This is a genomic window from Onishia taeanensis, from assembly GCF_003268885.1.
Classification (GTDB): domain Bacteria; phylum Pseudomonadota; class Gammaproteobacteria; order Pseudomonadales; family Halomonadaceae; genus Onishia; species Onishia taeanensis_A.
Window position 1 is genome coordinate 62,115 of record NZ_QLSX01000013.1, and the last position, 23,020, is coordinate 85,134.

The 23,020-nt window shown below is 64.4% G+C and carries 15 protein-coding genes; 7 read left to right on the top strand and 8 right to left on the bottom strand.

The features are described 5' to 3' along the window. Nucleotides 1-25 precede the first annotated feature (25 nt). Nucleotides 26-868 carry a methylenetetrahydrofolate reductase [NAD(P)H] gene (gene metF, locus BCL93_RS15510; protein WP_112056150.1) on the top strand — a complete coding sequence of 281 codons (843 nt, stop codon included), beginning with the start codon at nt 26-28 and terminating at the stop codon, nt 866-868. A gap of 228 nt (nt 869-1,096) precedes the next feature. Here metF and BCL93_RS15515 read toward each other — a convergent pair whose 3' ends face one another. From BCL93_RS15515 to prlC, 5 genes are all read right to left on the bottom strand, one after another. Further along, a complete protein-coding gene (locus BCL93_RS15515) occupies nt 1,097-3,292 on the bottom strand; it encodes a TRAP transporter permease (protein WP_112056151.1) in 2,196 nt (731 codons plus the stop codon). An 82-nt stretch (nt 3,293-3,374) separates the two neighbouring features. Further along, complete coding sequence (locus BCL93_RS15520; RefSeq protein ID WP_112056152.1) at nt 3,375-4,409, bottom strand: TAXI family TRAP transporter solute-binding subunit; 1,035 nt, start codon at nt 4,407-4,409, stop codon at nt 3,375-3,377. A gap of 284 nt (nt 4,410-4,693) precedes the next feature. After that, nucleotides 4,694-6,427: a Na/Pi cotransporter family protein gene (locus tag BCL93_RS15525; protein ID WP_112056153.1), complete on the bottom strand. Its 1,734-nt coding sequence runs from the start codon at nt 6,425-6,427 to the stop codon at nt 4,694-4,696. Nucleotides 6,428-6,431: 4 nt separating this feature from the next. Beyond that, the gene (locus tag BCL93_RS15530; protein ID WP_112056154.1) at nt 6,432-6,674 is read right to left on the bottom strand and encodes a YheV family putative zinc ribbon protein; all 243 of its coding nucleotides are present in this window, start codon (nt 6,672-6,674) and stop codon (nt 6,432-6,434) included. Nucleotides 6,675-6,735: 61 nt separating this feature from the next. Continuing rightward, complete coding sequence (gene prlC / locus BCL93_RS15535) at nt 6,736-8,814, bottom strand: oligopeptidase A (RefSeq protein ID WP_112056155.1); 2,079 nt, start codon at nt 8,812-8,814, stop codon at nt 6,736-6,738. A 236-nt stretch (nt 8,815-9,050) separates the two neighbouring features. Between prlC and BCL93_RS15540 the strand changes: the two genes are divergently transcribed. From BCL93_RS15540 to BCL93_RS15550, 3 genes are all read left to right on the top strand, one after another. Further along, entirely contained in the window at nt 9,051-10,391 is a 1,341-nt protein-coding gene (locus BCL93_RS15540) for a sodium-dependent transporter (protein ID WP_112056156.1), read from the top strand. Nucleotides 10,392-10,470: 79 nt separating this feature from the next. Beyond that, the gene (locus tag BCL93_RS15545; RefSeq protein ID WP_112056157.1) at nt 10,471-11,016 is read left to right on the top strand and encodes a gamma carbonic anhydrase family protein; all 546 of its coding nucleotides are present in this window, start codon (nt 10,471-10,473) and stop codon (nt 11,014-11,016) included. A gap of 98 nt (nt 11,017-11,114) precedes the next feature. After that, on the top strand, nt 11,115-11,786 hold the full coding sequence (locus BCL93_RS15550) for a metal-dependent hydrolase (RefSeq protein ID WP_112056158.1): 672 nt from the start codon (nt 11,115-11,117) through the stop codon (nt 11,784-11,786). A gap of 84 nt (nt 11,787-11,870) precedes the next feature. Here the strand turns inward: BCL93_RS15550 and BCL93_RS15555 are convergent, their stop codons facing one another. Genes BCL93_RS15555 through BCL93_RS15565 form a run of 3 tightly spaced genes read right to left on the bottom strand, consistent with a single transcriptional unit; the run spans nt 11,871 to nt 15,959 of the window. Next, on the bottom strand, nt 11,871-13,250 hold the full coding sequence (locus BCL93_RS15555; protein ID WP_112056159.1) for a sigma-54-dependent transcriptional regulator: 1,380 nt from the start codon (nt 13,248-13,250) through the stop codon (nt 11,871-11,873). After that, complete coding sequence (locus BCL93_RS15560) at nt 13,243-15,189, bottom strand: sensor histidine kinase (protein ID WP_112056160.1); 1,947 nt, start codon at nt 15,187-15,189, stop codon at nt 13,243-13,245. The genes BCL93_RS15555 and BCL93_RS15560 overlap by 8 nt, the downstream gene beginning before the upstream one ends. Continuing rightward, nucleotides 15,186-15,959, bottom strand: a complete 774-nt coding sequence (locus BCL93_RS15565; RefSeq protein WP_112056161.1) for a GntR family transcriptional regulator — start codon at nt 15,957-15,959, stop codon at nt 15,186-15,188. Before BCL93_RS15565 ends, BCL93_RS15560 begins: the two co-directional genes overlap by 4 nt. 450 nt (nt 15,960-16,409) lie before the next feature. On the opposite strand from BCL93_RS15565, the gene lldD reads away from it, so the two are divergent. From lldD to BCL93_RS15580, 3 genes are all read left to right on the top strand, one after another. Beyond that, on the top strand, nt 16,410-17,564 hold the full coding sequence (gene lldD, locus BCL93_RS15570) for an FMN-dependent L-lactate dehydrogenase LldD (RefSeq protein WP_112056162.1): 1,155 nt from the start codon (nt 16,410-16,412) through the stop codon (nt 17,562-17,564). Next, on the top strand, nt 17,565-20,477 hold the full coding sequence (locus BCL93_RS15575; protein WP_112056163.1) for an FAD-binding and (Fe-S)-binding domain-containing protein: 2,913 nt from the start codon (nt 17,565-17,567) through the stop codon (nt 20,475-20,477). Nucleotides 20,478-20,607: 130 nt separating this feature from the next. Then, nucleotides 20,608-22,341 (top strand): hypothetical protein, encoded by a 1,734-nt coding sequence (locus BCL93_RS15580; protein WP_181463113.1) that lies wholly within the window; start codon nt 20,608-20,610, stop codon nt 22,339-22,341. Nucleotides 22,342-23,020: the final 679 nt, after the last annotated feature.

Here is a 23,020-nt window from a genome sequence, read left to right on the forward strand (position 1 = left end):
CAGGCGACCGATGAGGGTTGAGTCCATGAGTGCACACGAGCATCCGCTAGGCATCAGTTTCGAGTTCTTTCCGCCCAATACCGAGGCGGGCAAGGAAAAGCTGCTCGGCGTGCGCGATGCCCTGGCCGCTCGCAACCCGCGCTTCTTCTCGGTGACCTACGGCGCCGGCGGCTCGACTCAGGCCCGCACCACCCAGACCGTCAAGTCGGTGCGCGAGTCCGGCATCAACACCGCGCCGCACCTGTCCTGCATCGGCAGCGACAAGGGCGAACTGCGCGAGCTCTTGGCTCAGTACCGCGAGGATGACATCAATAGCCTGGTGGCGCTGCGCGGCGATTTGCCCTCGGGAATGGGCGGCATCGGCGAGTTGCGCTATGCCAACGAGTTGGTCGAGTTCATCCGTGAGGAAACCGGCAATCACTTCGAGATCGCCGTGGCCGCCTACCCGGAGAGCCATCCTCAGGCACCGAGTTTCGAGCGCGATCTCGAGAACTTCGCGCGCAAGGTCAAGGCCGGCGCCAACCTCGCCATCACCCAGTACTTCTTCAACCCGGATGCCTACTTTCACTTCGTCGAGCGGGCACGCAAGCTGGGCGTCGAAACACCGATCATCCCCGGCATCATGCCGATCACCAACTACACCAAGCTGGCGCGCTTTTCGGACGCCTGTGGGGCGGACATCCCGCGCTGGATTCGCAAGCAGCTCGAGGCCTACGGCGACGACAGTGAGAGCATCAAGGCCTTCGGCGAGGAAGTGGTTACCCGCCTCTGTGAGCGGCTGCTCGACGGCGGCGCGCCGGGCCTGCACTTCTATACCCTCAACCAGGCCCAGGCCTCACTAAACGTGTTGGATAACCTGAGGGCTTGATGGCGCCCCTGAATAAGAGTGCTGAACCGGTCGCTTGATAGCGATGCTAAAGGAAGACGCAACACAACGGGGCCCCGCCATTGGCGGGGCCCCGTTGTGTTATCGGTAGAAAGAAACGTAGAAAGAAGCATGGACAGGCTCGTGCTTCAGAACCTGCTCGGGAACCTGAACCGCCCCGCTACCCTGACGGGGAACGGGGCGGTGTCAGGGGCTTGCTCAAGGGCTTGCTCAGGAGCTCGCCGTGGCGCCGTTGCCGCCGGCTCCCTTGCTGCGTTGCATCAGGAAGACGGCGGCGCCGATGGCGATGCCGGCCAGGTCGGTGATCAGGCCGCCATAGATCATGCATACGGCGCCGGCCAGCAGCACCAGACGAATCAGGCCGTTGATGTGGCCGAAGAACCAGGCCTGTACCGAGGCCGCCAGCAGCACGATGCCGAGGGTGGCGGTGACGCCGACCCGCAGGATCTGCATCCATGAGCCTTCCATCAGGATGCCCGGGCTGTAGAAGAACATGAAGGGCACGATGTAGGCGGCCAGACCGATCTTGAACGAGGTCACTGAGGTCTGCATGGCATTGGCGCCGGAAATGCCCGACGCCGCGTAGGAGGCCAGGGCCACCGGCGGAGTGATCGCCGACACGACCGCGAAGTAGAACACGAAGAAGTGCGCGATCAGCGGCTGGATGCCGATGTCGATCAGGCCCGGGGCCACCACCGACGCCGCGACCGCATAGGCCGCCGTGGTCGGCATGCCCATGCCCAGCAGGATCGAGATACACATGGCGAAGAACAGCGCCAGTAGCTGGCTGACGCCGGCCAGGCCGAGCAGCAGCGAGGAGAAGCGTGCGCCAACGCCTGTCAGCGAGATCACGCCGACGATGATGCCGGCACAGGCGCAGACGGCGATGATCTGGATGGCCATGGTGCTGGCCAGCTCCATCGCCTTGAGGATGGCGCGGATGCCCATCTTGTTCGGCGAAATCCAGCTCACCACGGCGGCCGAAGCGGTGGCCAGGGTGCCGGCACGGATTACCGAATAGCCCATGAACAGCGCGGCGATCAGGATGATGATCGGCGCGAACAGGTAGACCTGCTTGATCAGCTTGGAGAACAGCGGGATCTCGTCCTTGCGCATGCCGCGCATGCCCTTCTGGGCGGCCTCGAAGTCGACCATGAAGTAGACCGAGGCGAAGTACAGGATCGAGGGAATGATCGCGGCAATGGCGATCTCGGTATACGGAATCCCGGTGATCTCGGCCATGATGAAGGCGCCGGCGCCCATGATCGGCGGCATGATCTGGCCGCCGGTCGAGGCCGCGGCCTCGATGGCGCCAGCACTGCGTGCCGGGTAGCCGACCTTCTTCATCAGCGGGATGGTCAGCGAGCCGGTGGAGACCACGTTGCCGGCGCTGGTGCCGTTGATCATGCCCATCAGGCCGGAGGCGAAGATCGCCACCTTGGCGGGGCCACCCCGGGCGCGCCCGGCGGCGGCGAAGGCGAAGTTGACGAAGTAATCACCGACCTTAGAGGCCTGCAGGAAGGCGGCGAAGATGATGAACAGGATGATATAGGTCGAGGACACCGCGGTGGTCGGACCAAGGATACCGGCGTCGGTATAGACCTGGCTGAAGAAGCGGCCCACGGAGAGCCCAGGATAGCCGAGAAAGCCCGGCAGGTAGGGGCCGGCGAACACATAGGTGAGGAAGATCGCCGCAATGATGACAAGCGCCAGGCCGGCGACGCGGCGGGTCAGCTCGAGAATCAGCAGCGAGCCGGCGATGGCCGCAAAGGAAATGCCCATCGGGGCGAAAGGGGTGCCGGTCGACATGCGCAGCGGCGAGTTGTACATGACCAGTAAATAGCCGGCGCTGGCGATGGCGCAGATCATCAGTACCAGGTCCGGCGCGCTGATTCCGCTGCGGGCGTGGCGAGTGGCCCAGGACAGCAGGATGGCGGCACTGGTGGCCGCAATCAGCGGCAGGCCGAAGTGCCAGGCTTCGACCGCAGGGTCGATGCGCATGGCGCCGCCGGCCATGGTCTGCTGCATCAGCACGACCTGGACCAGCGCATAGAGGGCCGGCAGCAGCAGGGCGTAGCCGAGGAACCTGAGGCCACGGCTGCTGGCCGGGGTGGTGTCGTCGGCGAAGCGGGCGCCGGCGTAGAGACCGTAGCCAAGCACCAGGGCGCCGCAGATGTGCACGATGCGGAACGACCAGGTCTCGAGCGGATAGATGTTCAGCGAGACCAGATGGAAGGTGGAGTAGAGGACGGCCGCAAGGCCGAACAGCCACCATTGCCAGCCGGTGAACAGGCGACGGTTGGACTCGATGACATCCTCGTCGACGCCTTGGGCGAGGGCCTCGGGGGTGGTATCCGAGGACGTGTTCGCCTCGGATGCCGGGCCCTTAGGTGATGACTTGCTCATGGGAGGTTCACCCTTGAGTGGAAGGTGGAATCCCGGCCCTGGCGACGGGGCCAGAGCCGGGAGGGTGGTGCGTGTCAGCGGATCACTTGATCAGCGACGGATCGATCTCGTAACCATTTTCCTTGAACCAGCGCGCGGCACCCGGGTGGAACGGCAGCACCTTGTTCATGCCGACGTTTTCCGGAATGGTGGTCGCGGCGCTGCGGTGCACCGACATCATTTTGTCGTTGTTCTCCATGGTGATCTTGGTCGCTTCGTAGACCAGATCTTCCGGCAGGTCACAGCCGGCGATGGCGAAGTTCCACATGGAGACCGCGTTGGCGTCTTCTTCCAGCGTGGAATAGGTGCTGGCCGGGATGGTGAACGGGGATACCGGGAAGGCGGCGGCGGCCTGAGCCTGCTCGTCTTCGGTGAACTCGATGATGTTGACGTCGGTTTGCACCTCGAGCTGGCTGACGGCCGGGATCGGGATGCCGGCGGCGAAGGCGATGACGTCGACCAGGCCGTCCTGCAGCTGGCCACCCAGGTCATTCCAGCCGCCGTTGCGACGCTCGAAGTTCACGCCCAGTTCTTCGAGGATCTGAGGGAAGTAGGTGTCGGAGGTAGAGCCGGCCGGGCCGAAGCCGATGGTCGCACCGTCCGGAATCTCGTCGATCGAGGTGATGCCGGAGCTCGACAGGGTGGCGATCGAGAACGGCGTCTCGTACATCGGGAACATGGCGCAGACGTTGTCCATCTTCAGCCCCGGTGCCAGCGGGCTCTTGCCGTTCACTGCATCCGCGGCCGGGCCCATAGTGGTCAGGCCGAAGGCGATGTCGCCGCTGTGGACCAGCGCCAGGTTCTGGGTCGGGCCGCCGGTGATTTCGCCGCCGCCGGACAGGCCGAGTTGATCGGCGATCAGGTTGGCCCAGCCAGAGCCGTAGACGAAGTAGGTGCCGCCCTGACTGGCGGTGCCCACGGTGAAGTTATCCGGCCATTCGCTGCGGTCGGCCTGAGCGGCGCTGGCCATCATCAGGCCACCCAGCATCACGCCGGAGGCGAGTGCCAGGCGGCGGGCGGTATGACGCTTGTGGGTGAGCGTGGAAGCGGCCTTGGGAGTGTGCTTGATAGCTGACATGCGACGTCCTCTTTTATTGTTGCCTTGTGAGTGATCGTATTGGCGCCCTATTTAGAGCAACCGGCATGCCATATATGTAAATGCCTCTTTTATATCAGGTGGTTGTGGATATCATTTTCGACCAAGGTCGATAGCGTTCGAACGCCGAATGTCCGGAAGTCCGCACAAACGCCCGCTTCTTGATGTGTGGATATCCGCACGACTTCATTTCTCTACTTTCATTATTCCTCTTCTTTCTTTTTCCGCGCTCAGGGTGTCGCGCCTTGCACGAGGGACAAGGCGGCTTAGGCGGTGGTGGGCCGCTCAGGCGGGATGTTCGAGGGTGACGGTACCAGTGCTGCCAGCAGACGGCTGGCCTGATGCAGGTCGTTGAGCAGCGAGGAGGCGAGCCAGGCATCCAGCCGATGGCTTCGCAGGCGGTCGGCGAGTTCGTGCTGCCAATGCTGGCGCACTTCCTCCAAGGGTGCCTCTATGTCCCGGGCGTCGGGGTCGTTGGCGAGTCTGTTGAGCCCCTCGGCGACCGCCTGACGGAGAGCGTCGTGGGCCTCACGCAGTGGGCTGGCGACGGCGGCGTGGCGCAGCAGGCTGCGTTGCAGTACCTCACCAAAGCGCACTGCCTCAACCATGCGTACGCTGCGCCCATAGAGTGCCTCGAGCCGGGCCTGCTGGTCCTCGGTGAGGGGCACGTCGATGCGGGCATAGAAGTTCAGAAGCTCCGCCAGCAGCGGTTTGAGTCGCTCGTGATAGCGGGTATTGACCGCCGGCCAGTCATCGGCGGCGATGGGGGCCTGCACCACTTCCTGGGCCGGCGGATGGCCGAGGACCTCGGCGCTTGGGACCAGAATGGCCTCACACAGCACATGGTAGGCGCGACGCTCGAGGCGTCGGCTCTCCTGCTCAAGTGCCGCCAGCGCGGTGTCGGCGTGGGTCAGCGCCGTGTCATCCAGGTAGCGGGCCTCGGCCGGCGGCAGGTGGGTGGGTTCGGGGATGAGGCGCTCCAGCAGGCGCGCCAGGCGCGGAATGAACGGCAGCATCAGCAGGATGCCGAGGCCGTTGAACAGGGTGTGGAAAAGCGCCAGCTTGAGCGGCCAGGCGGTCGCTTCCATGCCAATCAACAGCGCTAGCTGGTCGACCAGCCAGGCCAGCGGTAGCAGTAGCGCCAGGGCCACGCAGGCAGTGATCAGGTTGAAGATCAGATGGGCGCCGGCCAGCCGCCTCCCGGCGGCCCCTGCTCCGAGGCCGGCGATCAGCGCCGTCACCGTGGTGCCGATGTTGGCGCCGATGGCAATGGCCAGCGCCGGCAGATAGGGGAGTTGGCCGGACGCCAGGGCGGCGAGGATGATCAGCAGGGTGGCGTGGCTCGACTGCATCACCACTGTGGCCGCCACCCCGAACAGCACGAGCAGTGGCCAGTGCCAGAAACGCGCACCTGACAGGCCGTCCAGCGACAGGCCGCTCTGAACGGACTCGAAGCCGAGCTTCATGAAGTCGATGCCGAGGAACAAAAGGCCCACGCCTAGGGAAAGCCCGGCGAGACCGGCCATGCTGCCCTTGAGCAGCCGGCTGCCGAGCAGGCCGAGGGCCAGCAGCGGCATGGCGTAGTGGGAGAGGCTTAGCTTGAGGCCGAAGGCGGCGATCAGCCAGGCGCCAGTGGTGGTGCCCAGGTTGGCGCCGAACAGCAGGGCGATGGCGCCGGGTAGGGCGATCAGGCCAGCGCCAACGAAGGACATCGCCAGCAGGGTGACCAGCGAACTTGATTGCACCAGCGCGGTGGACAGGGTGCCCATCGCGATGGCTCGGGGCGTGCTGGCGGTGGCCTCTGCCAGCCAGCGGTCCAGGGTGCCGCCAGAGAGCCGCTTGATGGCCTCTTCCAGGTGCGTCATGCCCCACAGGAAGAGCCCCAGACCAGTCGCCAGGGTGGCGAGGTCGAGGCGTGCCATCAGCAGCGCGGCGGTCGCCACGAGGCCGAGCAACTCCAGCACCCGGCGAGGCGGGTGCCGTCGAAGGCCCAGACTCATGGGCTCAGCCCTTGGGGTCGAGGATCTTGACCGCCTGCACGTCCTGGCGCTCCTGCTCCTCGCGGACCCGGTTGACCCGCGTCTCCATCTCGGGAAGTGACTCGTCCTCGATGGGCAGCTGTTCGAAGAAGTCGCAGCTCACGCAGTCACGGTAGCGAATGCCGTGCTGCTCCCAGCTGCGCACCCGGTCCATGGCGGCACAGCGGGGGCAGATGACGCCGGCGATAAAGCGTTTGGTGACGGGCATGAGATCTCCTGGTCGGTGGTTGGGCCTGGTCAGTGGTGGGTGAGGCGCTCGGATTCGACGCTCAGGCCGCGCGGATGCCGCTATGGCGAAGCAATGGCTCGATGCTTGGCTCGCGGCCGCGGAAGGCTTCGAACAGCACCGCAGCATCCCGGGAGCCGCCGCGCTCGAGAATCTCGGTGCGAAAGCGCCGACCGGTGGCCGGGTCGAAGATACCGGCTTCCTCGAAGGCGCTCCAGGCATCGGCGGACAGCACCTCGGCCCACTTGTAACTGTAGTAGCCTGCCGCATAGCCGCCGGCGAAGATGTGGCCGAAGCTGTTCTGAAAGCGGTTGAAGGAGGCTCTTGGCACTACCGCGATGGCGTCGCGCACCTCGTCGAGCAACGCCTGAACGTCGCCAGCGTTGGGCGAGGCGAGTTCATGGTGAAGGCGGAAGTCGAACAGCGAGAATTCGATCTGGCGGATCATGCCCATCGCCGACTGGAAATTCTTGGCGGCGATGAGCTTGTCGAACAGCACCTCGGGCAACGGCTCGCCGGTATCCACGTGGCCGGCGATCAGATCGAGCCCCTCGCGCTCCCAGCAGAAGTTCTCCATGAACTGACTGGGCAGCTCCACCGCGTCCCAGGCCACGCCGTTAATGCCGGAGATATCGGCAACGGTCTGGCGGGTCAGCATGTGGTGCAGGCCGTGGCCGAATTCGTGGAACAGGGTGGTGACCTCGTCGTGGGTCAGCAACGCGGGCTTGTCGCCCACCGGGCGGGTGAAGTTGCAGGTCAGGTAGGCCACCGGCAACTGCACACCGCGCTCGGTCTGGCGCCGTACCCGGCACTCGTCCATCCAGGCGCCGCCGCGTTTGCCTTCACGGGCATAGAGGTCCAGATAGAAGCCGGCGATTGGCGCATCGTCCTCGAGAATACGGAAGTAGCGCACGTCCGGATGGTAACGCGGTGCCTCTTCATCTTCCTCGAAGCGCACGCCGTAGAGCCGCTCGACCACCTTGAACAGGCCTTCGACCACTTGGGGAGCCGGGAAGTAGGGGCGCAGCTGCTCGTCGGAGATCGCGTAGCGAGCCTCGCGCAGCTTCTCGCTGGCATAGCCCACGTCCCAGGGCGCCAGCTCGGTCATGGCAAGCGACTCGCGGGCGAAGGCCTCGAGCTCGGCATACTCCTCGCGGGCCTGGGGCACCGCGCGAGTGGCCAGGTCCTCGAGGAAGCCGATCACCTGACCGGGGCCATCGGCCATCTTGGTAGCCAGCGAGTAGTCGGCATAGGTCGCGAAGCCCAATAGCTCGGCCAGCTCGCGGCGCAGGGCCAGGGTCTCTTCCATCGCCGGGGCGTTGTCGAATTCGCCGGCATTGGGGCCCACGTCGGAAGCACGGGTGACGAAGGCAGTGTAGACCTCCTCGCGCAGGGCGCGGTCCTCGGCGTAAGTCATCACCGGGAAGAAGCTCGGGAAGTCCAGGGTGATGCGATAGCCCTCGACGCCCTTGGCCTCGGCGTTGGCCTTGAGGGTATCCAAAGCGCTCTGGGGCAGGCCGGCCAGGGCGTCAGCCTCGGTGACGTCCTGCTCTGCAATGTCCTTGTGCCAGGCCTGGGTGGCATCCAGCAGCTGGTTCGAGAAGGTGTTGGCCAACTCGGAAAGCCGCGCCTGAATCTCGCCATAGCGGCGCTTCTGCGCCTCGGGCAGATCGACACCGGCCAGGCGGAAATCGCGCAGGGTGTTGTCGATGCTGCGCTGCTGCGACTCGTCGAGGCGGCTGAACGCCGATGACTGCCTGAGCGCCTGGAAGGCGCGGAACAGGCCCGAGTGCTGGCCGAGCCAGGTGCTGTATTCGGACAGCATGCCGAGGCAAGCCTGATAGGCCTCGCGCAGGGCCGGCGAGTTCATGGTGCCGTTCAGGTGCGAGATCGGCGACCAGGCCTGGGAAAGACGGTCGTTTAGGGCCTCGAGCGGTGCGGCGAGGCTCTCCCAGGTCGGCGTCTCGCGCTCGGCATCGGCCACCAGGGTCTCAATGGCGGCGCGGTTGTCGGCGAGCAGCTCCTCGATGGCCGGTACCACCTGGTCGGGCTCGATCTCGGCAAACGGCGGCAGGGCATGTGAATCGAGCAGCGGGTGGCGGGCCTGCGGGTTGCGGGACATGGGCAGCCTCGTGAACAGGGGCGTCTTGGACGCCCGGGTGAAATCCGGGTGACGCCGGGGCGTCATTCGCTTGATTGTTCCCTTAGATGGAGGCGGGCGCCAGGGGTTTCAATGCGCCGGCCGGGCGTCATGACAGGGTCTGGCGTTGGCTGGCCCGATTGGCCCGCCGTGGCGGGCCTGCTAGGCTTGCGCCTTCTTTGCCCCTTGCGATGCGCGCAGCTTAAGGAATTGATCAGATGAACGAGACACTGGACCGCTGGACGACCCGGCGCGCCTTCATCCTCGCCGTGACCGGCGCCGCGGTGGGCCTGGGCAACATCTGGCGCTTCCCCTACATGACCGGCGAGAACGGCGGCTCTGCCTTCCTGCTGCTCTACGTGGCCTTCGTGCTGCTGCTGGGGCTGCCGGTGATGATGGCCGAGATCCTGGTCGGTCGCGCCGGTCGGCGCAGCCCGACGCAGTCGCTTTCGCACCTGGCGATGTCTGCAGGCCGCTCGCCGCACTGGCGCTGGCTGGGGCTTTTTGGGGCCCTGACGGTGTTCCTGATCCTGTCCTTTTACTCGGTGGTGTCCGGCTGGTCGATCGAGTACCTGGTCGAGTCGCTCAACGGTGACTTCGTCGGCATGACGCCTCCCGAGGTCGGCGGCATGTTCGATAGCTTTCTCGCCGATCCGCTGCGCATGACCTTCAATCATACGCTGTTCATGCTGCTGACCATGACGGTGGTCGCCGGCGGGGTCTCCAACGGCCTGGAGAAGCTCAACAACCTGCTGATGCCGATGCTTTACCTGCTGCTGATCGTGCTGGCGGGCTATGCGGCCACCACCGATGGCTTCGGCCCGGCGCTGGCCTGGCTGTTCACGCCCAACCCCGCCGCGATCACCATCGAGGTGGTGCTCAACGCCATGGGGCACGCCTTCTTCACCCTGGCGGTGGGCGCCTGCGCGCTGATGGCCTATGGCGCCTACATGCCCGATCATCAGAGCCTGCCGCGGGCCGCGGTGGCCGTGGCGGCGCTCGACGTGCTGGTGGCGCTACTGGCCGGTATCGCCATCTTCTCGGTAGTGTTCTCTCAGGGCATGGACCCGGCCGAGGGCCCGGGGCTGATGTTCGTGACCCTGCCGATCGCCTTTGCCGAGCTGCCCGGCGGTTCGATCTGGCTGGCGATCTTCTTCCTGTTGCTGCTGCTGGCCACCTGGACGTCCTCGATCAACCTCGCCGAGCCCATGGTGGCTGGCTTGCAGGGGCTGGGGCTGAAGCGTGGCCAGGCGGCTGCCATCGTTGGCGTGGCGGTGTGGGCGTTGGGCCTGCTGTCGGTGCTGTCCTTCTCGACCATGAAGGACGTCGACTGGATCGGCGGCATGAACTTCTTCGAGCTGGTCACCACCGTGCCCACCGACCTCTTCCTGCCGGTAGGCGGCCTTTTGATCGCCATCTTCGCCGCCTGGGTGATGTCTCGCGATACCGCCTTGCGGGCGCTGGATGCCGGGCCCAACGGGTTTCGCATCTGGCAGGCCCTGGTGCGCTACGTATCGATCCCGCTGGTGGTGGTGGTGCTGGCCTCGGGGCTGATCTAAACCTCAGGAAGCGGTTTTATACGTCGCCGGCGGGTGTGACCCACCGGCCAAGCGAGAGACGACGAAGGAGGAGAGGCGCATGCAAGACGGTCTGCGAACCCATCAGGGCCACACGCCGCAGCTTGGCGAGCGGGTCTATATCGATCCTGCCTGCGTGGTACTGGGCGACGTCGAACTGGGCGATGACTGCTCGGTTTGGCCGATGGCGGTGGTGCGCGGCGACATGCACCGCATCCGCATTGGCGCCCGCTGCAGCGTTCAGGACGGTAGCGTGCTGCATATCACACACGCCAGTGACTTCAATCCCGGCGGCTACCCGCTGACCGTCGGTGACGACGTGACCATCGGCCATAAGGCAATCCTGCACGGCTGCACGCTTGGCAACCGCGTGCTGGTGGGCATGGGCGCCATCGTCATGGACGGTGCCGTGGTCGAGGACGAGGTGATCATCGCCGCCGGTGCCCTGGTGACGCCCGGCAAGCATCTGGAAAGCGGCCACGTCTATGGCGGCAGTCCGGCCAAGGCGCTGCGCCCGCTCAAGGACAGCGAGCGAGCCTTCTTTGCCTATAGCGCCGGCAACTACGTCAAGCTCAAGGACCAGTACCTGAGCCAGGCAGCGGGCTAAGCGCCGACGTTGGCACAGTCAGGCTAATCCAAGTCGTTGTTTTTTCATGCCAGGGCGCGCGATAATCTGGTTTTCTATCCAGTAGTCGAGTCCCCGGCATGGCCAATTTCGCAACCCACATCGGCGTGGCCGCCGCCGGCGGCGGCCTGGCTGCCATCAGCGGCTGGCAGGCCGGCTGGTGGAGTGCGGCCGATGCGGTGCCGCTGGCCGCCCTGGTGTCCTTCGGCGGCATCCTTCCGGACATCGATTCCGACCATTCCAAGGCGATCCGCCTGATCTTTAACCTCTTCGCGGTGTTTGCGGTGATCGCAGGCGCCCTGATGCTGCAGGCGCGCCTCACCCCGGGGCAGCTGGTGGTGGCCTGCGGTGGGCTCTATCTTGGCGTGCGCTACCTGGCCGGGGCGGTCTTCAAGCGCTTCACCGTGCACCGGGGCATATGGCATTCGCTGCTGGCCAGCGGCCTTTGTGCGCTGATCACCACGGCGCTGAGCTACCGGCTGTTTGCTCAGAACGCCGAGATCGCCTGGCTACAGGGGCTGGCGCTGTGGCTGGGTAGCGTGATCCACCTGCTGCTCGACGAGCTCTACAGCGTTGACCTGATGGGCGGGCGGCTCAAGCGCTCCTTCGGTACGGCGCTCAAGCTCTGCGACCTGCGCGAGCCCGGCAACTCGGTGCTGATGCTGCTGTTGGCCGCCTGCCTTTCGCCCTGGTTGCCGCCCTGGCCGGTGCTGCTGGGCATCTTTCATCACGGCGCCTGGTTCTTGCGATAAGTTCTTGCGCTGAGTTCTTGTCTGAGCTCTTGTCTGAAAGCTGGTCGCAGGTTCTGGCGCTGAACGACGGATGTTCGGGTGCCGCTAGTCGGCCACGGCCTGGCGATAGTCCTCGGGTTTCAGGGCGTACTTCTTGAGCTTGTCGTAGAGGGTCTTGCGGGGCAGGCCGAGGTGCACGCAGATGTCATTGATGCGCCCGCGGTGGCTGGCCAGCGACTGGCTGATCAGGCTCTTCTCGAACAGTTCCACCTGCTGGGGCAGCGCCAGGTCGCTGGCGCCCGCCTCGGCCCCTTCGAGCAGCGCATCCAACCGGTAGTCGTAGGCGGCACCGAGCAGCACGAAGCGCTCGGCGAGATTTCGGAGTTCGCGCACGTTGCCCGGCCAGTCGTGGGCGAGCAGCACCGAGATATCGGCGGCGGCGAGCGGCGGTGCCTCGAGGCCGCTGCGGTTGGCGGCTACCACCGCGAAGTGCTGGAACAGCAGCGGGATATCCTCGCGGCGCTCGCGCAAGGAGGGAATCGGCAGGGTCACCACGTTGAGCCGGTAGTAGAGATCCTCGCGGAAGCGTCCGGCCTCGGCGGCGGCCTTCAGGTCGACCTTGGTGGCGGCGATCACGCGGATGTTCAGCGCTACCGGCTCGTTGGCGCCCAGGCGCTCGACCATCCGCTCCTGCAGCACTCTCAATAGCTTGACCTGCAGCGCCAGCGGCATCGACTCGATCTCGTCGAGGAACACGGTGCCGCCGTTGGCGTGTTCGAACTTGCCGATACGCCGCTCCATGGCGCCGGTGAAGGCGCCCTTCTCGTGGCCGAACAACTCCGATTCGATGATGCTTTCGGGGATCGCTCCGCAGTTGATGGCGACGAAGGGCTGGCCGCCGCGGCTGCTGCGCTCGTGCAGCGAACGGGCCACCAGGTCCTTGCCGACGCCGGTCTCGCCGAACAGCAGCACGTCGGTTTCGACCTGGCTGATGCGCTGAACCATCGAGGCCAGGTGCTGCATGGCCTGGGTGCGCCCCACCAGGCGTGGTCCGGGGGCCGATTGCTGGGCTTCCAGTTCGGCCTTGAGCTGACGGTTCTCGAGGCTCAGGCGGCGCTTCTCGATGCCGCGCCTGACCATCTCCACCAGCCGCTCACCGGCAAAAGGCTTCTCGAGGAAGTCCCAGGCGCCTTCGCGCATGGCTTCCACGGCGGTGGAGATGTCGCCGTGGCCGGTGACCAGGATCACCGGCAGGTCCGGGTCCCGCTTTCGCACCTCACGCAGCAGCGCCATGCCGTCCATGCCGGGCATGCGGATATCGCTGACCACTACGCCGGGAAAGTCAGGCGCCAGGGCGGCGAGTGCCGCCTCTGCGCTGGCGAAGGCTTCGGGCGTATAGCCGGCGAGCTCGAGGGTCTGGCCGGCGGTGATGCGCAGGTGCGCCTCGTCGTCGATGATCAGCACCGGGGTCGCCGTGTCAGGCATGGGAGGAAGGCTCCTGAAGGGATGAAGTGTCGCGTCGGGGCGCCGTATCGGCGGGCAGAGTGACGGTGAAGATGGCGCCGCCCTGTGGCTGGTTGCCGACCGTCAGCCGCCCGCCCAGGTCGTCGATGATTCTCGATGAGATCGACAGCCCCAGGCCCAGGCCGCTGCCTGGTGACTTGGTGGTGAAGAAGGGTTCGAATACCCGGGCCAGATGTGCCGCTTCGATACCCGGGCCGTTATCGGCGACGCTCAGGCGTACCTTGTCGTCGACCGGCTCGATGGCCAGCGTCAGGCACGGCGCCGGGGTCTCGCTCATGGCCTGCAGGGCATTGCCGATCAGGTTGACGAGTACCTGTTCGAGGCGCACCAGGTCGGCCCGCACCCAGGTCTCCGCCTCGGGCCAGGCGTAGATGACCTCGACCCCGGCCTCGTTGAGGCGGGCCTGGTAGAGGCGCAGCGCATAGCCGAAGCAGGCCGGCACCGAGACCGCGGTCAGGGTGTCGCCGCTTGGCCGCGAGAACTGCTTGAGCTGGGCGCTGATCTCGGCCATGCGTTCGGTCAGCTCGACGATCTGAGCGAGGTTGGCATCGGTGGTGTCGGCGCGCCCCTGCTCGAGGAAACGGCGGGCGTTCTCGGCGTAGGCACGGACCGCCGCCAGGGGCTGGTTGAGCTCGTGATTGATGCCGGCGGCCAGTTGGCCGAGCACGGCCAGCTTGGCCGCCTGCACCAGCTCATCGCGGGTCTGGCGCAGGCTTTGTTCTGCGCGGCGGCGTTCCTCGATCTCGTCGGAGAGTCGGCGGTTGGAGTCGACCAGGTCGCGGGTGCGGCGCTCGACGTTGCGTTCCAGCTCGTCACGGGCTCTGGCCAGGGTGCGCCGCTCGCGGTCGGCAAACTGCTCGCGTTCGCGACGCAGCCGACGGCGCTGCCAGCCGTAGCCGCCGGCCATGGCGACCATGCCGTAGAGGCCGCCAGCCAGCAGGGCGGCCTGCCATTGAGCGGTCTGCACCGGCGTCAGCGGCTTCAGGATATGCATCTGCCAGTCGAATTCGGGCATCTCGCGGCGCAGCCGCAGATAGGGCGTGCCGGCCAGCGGCCCTTGGCGGAAACTCACTATCTGGCCGCCGTCCGGGCGCCGCTCGAGGGTCTCGAGGCCCGCCGGTGGCAGCGGCGCGGCGGCGTAGCGGCGCGAGTCGCGCAGCGCCTGGCGCTGTGCCTGGGAGAGGGGATGCAGGGCATGCAGGCGCAGCTCCTCGCGACTGGCCATGAAGATGATGCCGTCACGGTCGGTGACCATCAGTTCGGCACTCTGCGATGCCCAGGCGGCTTCCACGCTGTCCAGCAGCAGCTTGACCACCATCACGCCGTCCGCGGTTTGGGCCTCGTGATTGGCCAGCCAGATCGGCGCCGAAAAGTAGTAGCCGCGGGCTTTCGAGCTGGTGCCCAGGCCATGGAAACGGCCCAGGCGCCCGGCCACGGCGTCCTGATAGTAGTCGCGGAAGCGGTAGTTCTGGCCGATGAAGGTGTCGGGACGCTGCCAGTTGCTGGCGGCCAGGGTATCGCCCTGGCGGTTGAGCAGGTAGATGTCCGAGACATCGGCGGTCTCACGCACGCTGTCCAGCAGGCGATTGACCGGCATCGCTTCCAGCTTGTCGGGGGTGGCCAGGAAACGGTGCACCACCTCGCGGGAGGCCAGCATTTCGGCAAGGTAATCGTGGCGCGAAAGATGGCCGCGCAGGCCCTCTGCGGAGAGGCGCAGTTCGTTGTGGGCCTCGTCGGTGAGGCTTGAAAGCGCCTGCTCCCGGGCCAGTCGAGCGGCTTGCCAGGTCACCAGCACCAGGCCGGCGGCGATCACGACCAGCAGCGTCAGGCGCCAGGGGCGCGAGAGGCGAGTGGAGTGCGCGACGCTTGAGGTGGCGCTGGCGGGCGGGCGCTGGCTCATGGCGCCCGCTCGGGAATGGCCTGGGCTCGGCGCAGGGCCCGCTGGGCGCGGGTCTCGGCGCGTTCGACCTCGAGCAGCCCTTCTTCGACGAACACCAGGTGTTCATGGGCCCGCAGCCGTGCGTCTTCGGCGCGGCCCTCGAGAATGGCATCGAGCAGGGCCCGGTGCTGCTCCATCAGCAGCGGTCGTGAGTCGGGCTTCTCGAACAGGTGCGCTAGGTTGTCGACGATGCTCTTCTCCAGCATGTCGAAGACGCCGCGGATGGTGTGCAGGATCAAGACGTTGTGCGCCGATTCGGCGATCGCCAGGTGGAAGGCGGCATCGGCTTTGGCCTCGCGCACCGGGTCGCGGCCCTCGAAGCTTGTCTTGAGTTCCTCGAAGCGGCGCACCAGCAACTCCTTGTCGGCCGGCGTCGAGCGCAGCGCGGCATAGTAGGCCGAGAGGCCCTCCATGGCATCGCGGAATTCCAGCAGGTCGAGGTGGAATTCGCCGTGGCGAGACAGCATTTCCAGCAGCGGGTCTTTGTAGCGGTTGTTGAGTTCCTCGGTAACGAAGGTGCCACCGCCCTGGCGGCTGGTCAGCAGGCCGCGCGCGGCGAGCTTCTGGATCGCCTCGCGCAGTGAGGGTCGCGAGACGCCGAAACGTTCGGCCAGTTCGCGTTCGGGGGGCAGGCGCTGGCCAGGGTTAAGGCTGCCTTCTATGATCATGGCCTCAAGGCGTTCGGTGATCACGTCGGCGATGCGAGGTTGGCGGACGGTCTGATAGGCCATGGGCACACCATCATCAAGGGTGAGTTAAATTGGTAAGACCAATAATAGGTCATTGTCAGCGATCCTGACAAGTTTGCCTGTCGTCCAGTAAAGGCTGTTTTTCAATGGCTTACAAAGAGCTTTCTGGCGCCGAGACCAAAGTATAAGCGGGATGGCAGGCTTGAGGTTTGACACCGGTTGCAAGGCGCTTCTAGAGTTCGCTTCACGCTAGTTGTAAATTGGTTTTACCAATTAGCCGATAAGACAGGTGCTTGGCAGGCGCGCATGACCGGGGCTGTTCGTGTATGAGGCGTTGATACCGCGCTAGCGCTACCCGGCCAAGCCGATGGCTATCATAACCGGATGCAGATGGCGTGCACCGCCAAGCAGGTAGCTTATCCGCTCCTATCGCTTTCCATGCCAGTAGCTATCCATGCCATTAGATAGCGCATCCATTGCACAGGGCTCGCCATGATTATTTCCGCTCCCACGGACTACCGCCAAGCCGCCAAACGTCGTATTCCGCCCTTTTTGTTTCACTATGCGGACGGCGGGTCTTATACCGAGCATACGCTGCGACATAACGTCGAGGATCTTGCCGGAATCGCGCTGCGCCAGCGCGTGCTCAAGGATATGTCCAGCCTGTCACTGGAAACCGAGCTGTTTGGCGAGTCCATGGCCATGCCGATCGCGCTGGCTCCCGTGGGGTTGGCCGGCATGTATGCTCGCCGAGGCGAGGTTCAGGCGGCGCGAGCGGCGTCCCAAAAAGGCATTCCGTTCACGCTGTCGACGGTGTCGGTGTGCCCCATCGACGAGGTGGCCTCGGCCATCGATCGACCCATCTGGTTTCAGCTCTATGTGCTGAAGGACCGGGGCTTCATGAAACATGCCCTGGAGCGCGCCAAGGCCGCCGGTGTCAAGACGCTGGTCTTCACGGTCGATATGCCGGTGCCGGGGGCGCGTTATCGCGATGCGCACTCTGGCATGAGCGGCAAGTTCGGGCCGATGCGGCGAATGGCTCAGGCCGCGATGCATCCCTCCTGGGCCTGGGATGTGGGCATTCATGGCCGCCCCCATGACCTCGGTAATGTGTCGGATTATCGCGGCCATCCGACGGAGCTCGAGGATTACATCGCCTGGCTTGGACAGAATTTCGATCCCGCCATCTCCTGGAAGGACCTGGAGTGGATTCGCGAGCTGTGGGATGGCCCGATGATCATCAAGGGAATTCTCGACCCCGAAGATGCCCGTGAAGCGGTGCGCTTCGGTGCTGACGGCATTGTCGTTTCCAATCACGGTGGCCGTCAGCTCGATGGTGTTCCCTCTACCGCTCGTGCTTTGCCGGCCATCGCCGATGCGGTCAAGGGCGATATCGCCATCTTGGCCGACTCTGGGATACGCAGCGGTCTCGATGTCGTGCGGATGATTGCCCTGGGGGCGGATACCGTCTTGCTGGGGCGTGCATACATTTATGCCCTGGCCACTGCCGGTGAGGCCGGCGTGGCTCACCTGCTTGAGCTATTCGATAAAGAGATGCGGGTCGCGATGACGCTTACCGGTGCGCGTAGCATCGCTGATCTCGGCCCGGGTTCTCTGGTGTCGGGTCTCAACCATGGCGTTGAGTAAATGAAAGCCCTCTACAGTGAACTCCTCGAAGCGCTGCGCGACACGCTGCCAGACGAGCGTCTGATTCATGATCCCTTGCGTCTGCTGGCCTACGGCAGCGACGCCAGCTTCTACCGGCTGATACCTCAGCTGGTCGTGCGCCCGCGCGATGAGCCTGAGTTAATGACGGTGTTGCGTGAATGCCATGCACGGCGGCTGCCGGTGACCTTTCGCGCTGCCGGCACGTCGCTCTCGGGTCAGGCAGTGACCGACTCGGTGCTGATCCAGCTCAACCAGGGCTGGCGTGACTACCAGGTCCTCGACGAGGGGCGAGCGATTCGCCTGCAGCCGGGGGTGATCGGGGCTCGCGCTAACCAGCTGCTGGCGCCTTACGGCCGCAAGATTGGCCCCGATCCGGCCTCGATCAATAGCTGCATGATCGGCGGTATCGCCGCTAACAACGCCTCGGGCATGTGCTGTGGTACCGCGCAAAACAGCTATCGTACCCTGCGTGATATGCGCCTGGTGCTGGCCGACGGCACGGTGCTCGACACCGCCGATCCGGCAAGCGTGGCGGCGTTCCGCCAGAGCCATGCGTCTCTGATCGACGGCCTGGAACGGCTTTCCGTCACCACACGCACCGATGTGGAGTTGGCCAAGCGCATTCGCCACAAGTACCGGCTCAAGAACACCACCGGCTATGCCCTCAACAGCCTGGTGGACTTTCGCGACGGCCTCGACATCCTCACCCACCTGATGATCGGCTCCGAGGGCACGCTGGGGTTCATCAGCAGCATCACCTACGACACCGTGCCCGATGAGCCGGTCAAGGCCGCGGCGCTGGCCTTCTTTCCCGACATGGCTACGACCTGCCGGGCGACCATCGCCCTCAAGCAGACCCCGGTATCGGCGGTAGAGTTGATGGATCGCGCCGCTCTGCGCTCGGTGCAGGATCAGCCGGGCATGCCCGAGGTGCTTAAGTCCCTGCCCGAGGGGGCGGCGGCGCTCTTGATCGACGTGCGCGGCGATGACGCGGCCATGATCGAGGCCCGCGAGGCTCGGGTGCATGAGGCCCTGGAGGGCATTCGCTCGCTGGAGCCGCTGTCCTTCACTCACGATGCCGACCAGTACGCCCTTTACTGGAAGATCCGCAAGGGGCTCTTCCCGGCGGTGGGCGCCGTGCGCGAGACCGGTACCACTGTGGTTATCGAAGACGTGGCCTTTCCCGTCGAGCGGCTCGACGAAGGGGTGCTGGCGCTCACCGAAACCTTCCATCGCCATGGCTATCGCGAGGTCATCCTGTTCGGGCATGCCCTGGAGGGCAATCTGCACTTCGTCTTCCCGCAGGGCTTCGAGCGCGACGGCGAGGTCGAGCGTTACCAGGCGCTGATGGACGACGTGGCTCAACTGGTCGGCGTCGAGTACGGCGGCTCGCTGAAGGCCGAGCATGGCACCGGGCGCAACATGGCGCCCTATGTGGAGCTCGAGTGGGGCGCCGACGCCTATGCCCTGATGTGGCAGCTCAAGGCGCTGTTCGACCCCGACAACCTGCTCAACCCCGACGTGATCCTGAGCCGCAACAAGACCCTGCACCTCGAGAACCTGAAGCCGCTGCCCGCCGCTGATCCGCTGGTCGACAAGTGCATAGAGTGCGGCTTCTGCGAATCGGTATGCCCGTCGAAAGACCTGACCCTGACGCCTCGGCAGCGCATCGTGGTGCGTCGCGAGCTGGCGCGCCTCGATGCCTTGGTGGATAGCCAAGCGGGAGAGGGCGCGAGTACGCAAGAGCGTGAGCGGCTTGGTCAGCTATGGCAGGACTATGCCTATCAGGGCATCGAGACCTGTGCCGCCGATGGGCTGTGTGCCACCCAGTGCCCGGTGGGGATCAATACCGGCGACCTGGTGCGTGATCTTCGCCATGAGCGCAATACCGGTCAGGCTGCCATGGCGCATCGCCTGGGGCGGCATTTCTCAGGCACGACGCGACTGGCGCGCGGCGCACTCAACCTGGCAACGCTTGGTCATGCGATGCTTGGCGATAGCGGTACCGAAAAGGTTGGACGTGCGCTGCATCAGGGAAGTGGCGGCAGGCTGCCCCAGTGGTTACCGACCACCCCCAAGGCGGCGCCGGTTCGAGTCCTTAAGGGGGTTTCCCAAGACGGTGCTAAAGCCAGCACCAGTAGTAGAAGCAGCAAGAGTCGGGATAAAGACAGTCGTCGGCAGGGTAGTCGCGACAAGGTGGTCTACATGCCTTCCTGTGCGACCCGGGTGTTCGGCGCCGGTCACCATGATCCTGAATCCCGCTCGGACATGGAGCTGACGCTGGCGCTTCTGGACAAGGCCGGCTTCGAGGTGATCATTCCGGCGATCTCTGGACACCTGTGTTGCGGGATGGCCTTCCAGTCCAAGGGGCAGTACGCCGAAGCCGACCACAAGGCGCGGGAGCTCAATCGCGAGCTGCTGGCGGCCAGCCAAAACGGTCGCTACCCGGTGCTCTGTGATACCAGCCCCTGCACCCTGCGCATGCAGGAAACTCTGGATGAGCGGTTATCGCTGCAGGAGCCGGTCGCCTTCGCCCACGACTACCTGTTGTCGCGTCTCAAGCTGACACCGGTGGACGAATCCGTGGCGGTGCATGTGACCTGCTCCAGCACTCGTATGGGGCTTGCCGACAAGTTCGTGGCCCTGGCCAAGGCCTGTGCCCGCGAGGTGGTGGTGCCTGCCGAGATCACTTGCTGCGGCTTCGCCGGCGACAAGGGGTTTACCACGCCTGAACTCAATGCCTCGGCCCTCGACGGCCTGGCGGAACAGGTCGCCGGATGCCGGGTTGGCTATTCCAACTCTCGGACCTGCGAGATCGGCCTCAGTCAGCATGGCGGCATTCCCTACCGCTCCATCCTTTCGTTGCTGGATCGAGCCAGCAGCGTGCGGTGAGCGTGTCCTCGGAGAACGTGCGCACATCTGTCGCTGTTGTACATGCCCCGTTCTCTATCGTTTTCCGCTAAAGTGTTGAGCCCCGTTGCACGGGTGCGACAGGGAGCGAGTTCATATAGGGAGACGTCGAGTGGTAGTTCAAGGAATTCGGAAGGTGGCCGGCCATGTGGCCTGTCGTCCTCATTGTCTGTTGATTGGTATCTTCGGCCTGACGCTGCTGGCTGGTTGCTCCGAGGAAGATGCGTATTTCGTATCGGCTCCAGAGATCACGTTTGGCAGTGACGTCGCTGGTGAGCTGACATCGACTAGCGACGTCAATCTTAACGATGGCTCGCGCTATGACGCCCACTGGTTGTGCAGTGGCTCGGACGCACCGGAGTCAGGCATTGTGCGTTATGAGCTTGATGCTCCCTTTGCCGCTCGCCTTTCGGTCTTCGGCGAGCAGGGGCGATGGCTGGGCAGTGTCTCAAGTCAGTCCGACGGCGAGCCCGCGGTGCTGATGGCCTCCGCTGATGCCTGCCACCTGCTGGCCGTTAGTGGTAAGGACAGCAGCGCCTTTGGCCCCTACCACTTAGTGGCCGATCCGGTCCCCGCCGCATCCGATCTCGAAACAGGCCAGCCACTGGTCGGGCGGCTACGGGATGGTCGTACCGAATACCCCCTTACGCTTGAGGCGCCCGCTTGGGTCGACCTGGCGCTCTCTGGCGACGTCAACCTGGATCTGAGTCTGTCTGGTGAGGGCGTCAACCAGCAGGCCAGCGCTTGTGCACCCGGCGAGCAACGACTTGATACTTACTTGGACGCTGGTGAGTACCGGGTCATGGTGGAGCGCAGCGAAGCAGCGATCCAGGCAACATCTGAGCCATGCGAACGTCACCTGCTGACTGTTGGCGGAGTTCATCGTCTCGAAGTGGGGCTCAATGACCTGTCTGATGGCCGTCGTAATGCGGGGCCGCTCCGCGATGGCGACCGCATCACCGGCGATCTCCAGGCGACATCCGGCAATGCCTATACCCTGGTGGTTGAAGAACCTAGCACCGTCACGTTGGAGCTACGCTCATCGGATTTCGATACCGTGCTTAGTATCGTGGGGGAGGGCAGCAATCTGGTCGACGACGACGGTGGCAACGATAGTGACTCGCGGCTACAAACCGTACTCATGCCCGGCGACTATCGCGTCGAGGTGAGTAGTTATGCTGAGGGGCATGGCGAGTACTCGCTTGATGCATCTGTTGATGCATACGGCGGCGAGTTGCGCAACAGCGGAACGCTGACGCTGGGTGAGACCTTCGGCGGCAACCTTGCCGGAGGGGGCAATACTTATCGCTTTGAGGTTGATGCGGTCAGCGAGGTCGAGCTCGATCTAGATTCAAGCACCTTCGATCCCATGCTTCGGCTGTATGGTAACGGCATCGACCTGCGCGACGACGATGGCGGCGGCAACAACAACTCCCTGATCACCACCGTGCTCCAGCCTGGTGAGTATAGTCTGGACGTGGAAAGCTACAGCGGTACCGGGCTTTATCGCTTGCGTACCCATCAGCTTGATTTTGAGGGGCGTTTCAGCAACGGGGGCGAGGTGGCGACCGGAGAGGTGGTCTATGGTCGATTGACCTCCGGGAGCAACTTGGTTTACCAGCTGGTCCTAGAGACGGCGCGGGATGTCGTCATCGAAAGCACCTCGGGCTCGGTAGATACCATTCTGAGCCTGATGGGCAATGGGGTCAGTGAACAGAACGATGACGCGGGTGACATGGGCCATGGGTCTCGGATTCAGCGCTATCTAGAGCCTGGCACCTACGAGATCAATGTGAGTTCCTACGGCGGCAATGAAGGATCAGTACGCCTAGCCATTGGCGACTGACAAGCAGAGTTTTACAAGGCTTTCTGCTCGCAACACGACAACGCCCGCCCTTGTGCGGGCGTTGTCGTGTCTGGCCCCTCGGTTTATCCACACCCGGTCAGCCACCTTCATCTACCCACAACCTCCTCGTCACCTTTTTGCAAGAAAGGGGTTGTGTGGGTCCGCGATAATCCGTAAAGTACGCATCCGCTGCCGCCGACGGGTAAACGTCGGATGCGGTGAAGAGTGTTGGAAGCACTTGTTTTGGTTAAGGTTTTTCGATCAGGTTTGATCGACAGGCATTGACAAAACAGCCGGAAACGGTAGAATGCTCCTTCACTCGATCGGCGCTCAACTCGCCGCTGGTTTACTCGGTCATCTAGAGTGAGCAATAACAGCAAGGGTTGACATTCACTGCCGATTCAGTAGAATACGCCTTCCTCGCAGGGCGCCGGCCGAACGGCCAGGCAGATGCGAGATGCTCCCCTCTTTAAGAGATCGGAGCTGCTCTTTAACAATCGATCAGATAATTCATGTGGGCGCTTGTCGATGAAGGGGTGATCAGTCACCGATACTTCAAGGCAAGCGACTCGTCAAAGCAAGCCATATCGGCTTCGTTTTTTGAGACGTTTGAACCTTGAGCCAAGTTTGGTCTGCTTCTTTCTTCGGAAAGGTAAGACCGTATGATTTTAAACTGAAG

What these genes read in the sequence shown, in the direction of transcription:
- BCL93_RS15545 (WP_112056157.1), top strand. Translation starts at nt 10,471, where the DNA reads ATGCAAGACGGTCTGCGAACCCATCAGGGCCACACGCCGCAGCTTGGC.
- BCL93_RS15575 (WP_112056163.1), top strand. Translation starts at nt 17,565, where the DNA reads ATGAAAGCCCTCTACAGTGAACTCCTCGAAGCGCTGCGCGACACGCTG.
- prlC (WP_112056155.1), bottom strand. Translation starts at nt 8,814, where the DNA reads ATGTCCCGCAACCCGCAGGCCCGCCACCCGCTGCTCGATTCACATGCC.
- BCL93_RS15520 (WP_112056152.1), bottom strand. Translation starts at nt 4,409, where the DNA reads ATGTCAGCTATCAAGCACACTCCCAAGGCCGCTTCCACGCTCACCCAC.
- BCL93_RS15555 (WP_112056159.1), bottom strand. Translation starts at nt 13,250, where the DNA reads ATGCCTGACACGGCGACCCCGGTGCTGATCATCGACGACGAGGCGCAC.
- BCL93_RS15560 (WP_112056160.1), bottom strand. Translation starts at nt 15,189, where the DNA reads ATGAGCCAGCGCCCGCCCGCCAGCGCCACCTCAAGCGTCGCGCACTCC.
- BCL93_RS15515 (WP_112056151.1), bottom strand. Translation starts at nt 3,292, where the DNA reads ATGAGCAAGTCATCACCTAAGGGCCCGGCATCCGAGGCGAACACGTCC.
- lldD (WP_112056162.1), top strand. Translation starts at nt 16,410, where the DNA reads ATGATTATTTCCGCTCCCACGGACTACCGCCAAGCCGCCAAACGTCGT.
- BCL93_RS15525 (WP_112056153.1), bottom strand. Translation starts at nt 6,427, where the DNA reads ATGAGTCTGGGCCTTCGACGGCACCCGCCTCGCCGGGTGCTGGAGTTG.
- BCL93_RS15530 (WP_112056154.1), bottom strand. Translation starts at nt 6,674, where the DNA reads ATGCCCGTCACCAAACGCTTTATCGCCGGCGTCATCTGCCCCCGCTGT.
- BCL93_RS15550 (WP_112056158.1), top strand. Translation starts at nt 11,115, where the DNA reads ATGGCCAATTTCGCAACCCACATCGGCGTGGCCGCCGCCGGCGGCGGC.
- metF (WP_112056150.1), top strand. Translation starts at nt 26, where the DNA reads ATGAGTGCACACGAGCATCCGCTAGGCATCAGTTTCGAGTTCTTTCCG.
- BCL93_RS15565 (WP_112056161.1), bottom strand. Translation starts at nt 15,959, where the DNA reads ATGGCCTATCAGACCGTCCGCCAACCTCGCATCGCCGACGTGATCACC.
- BCL93_RS15540 (WP_112056156.1), top strand. Translation starts at nt 9,051, where the DNA reads ATGAACGAGACACTGGACCGCTGGACGACCCGGCGCGCCTTCATCCTC.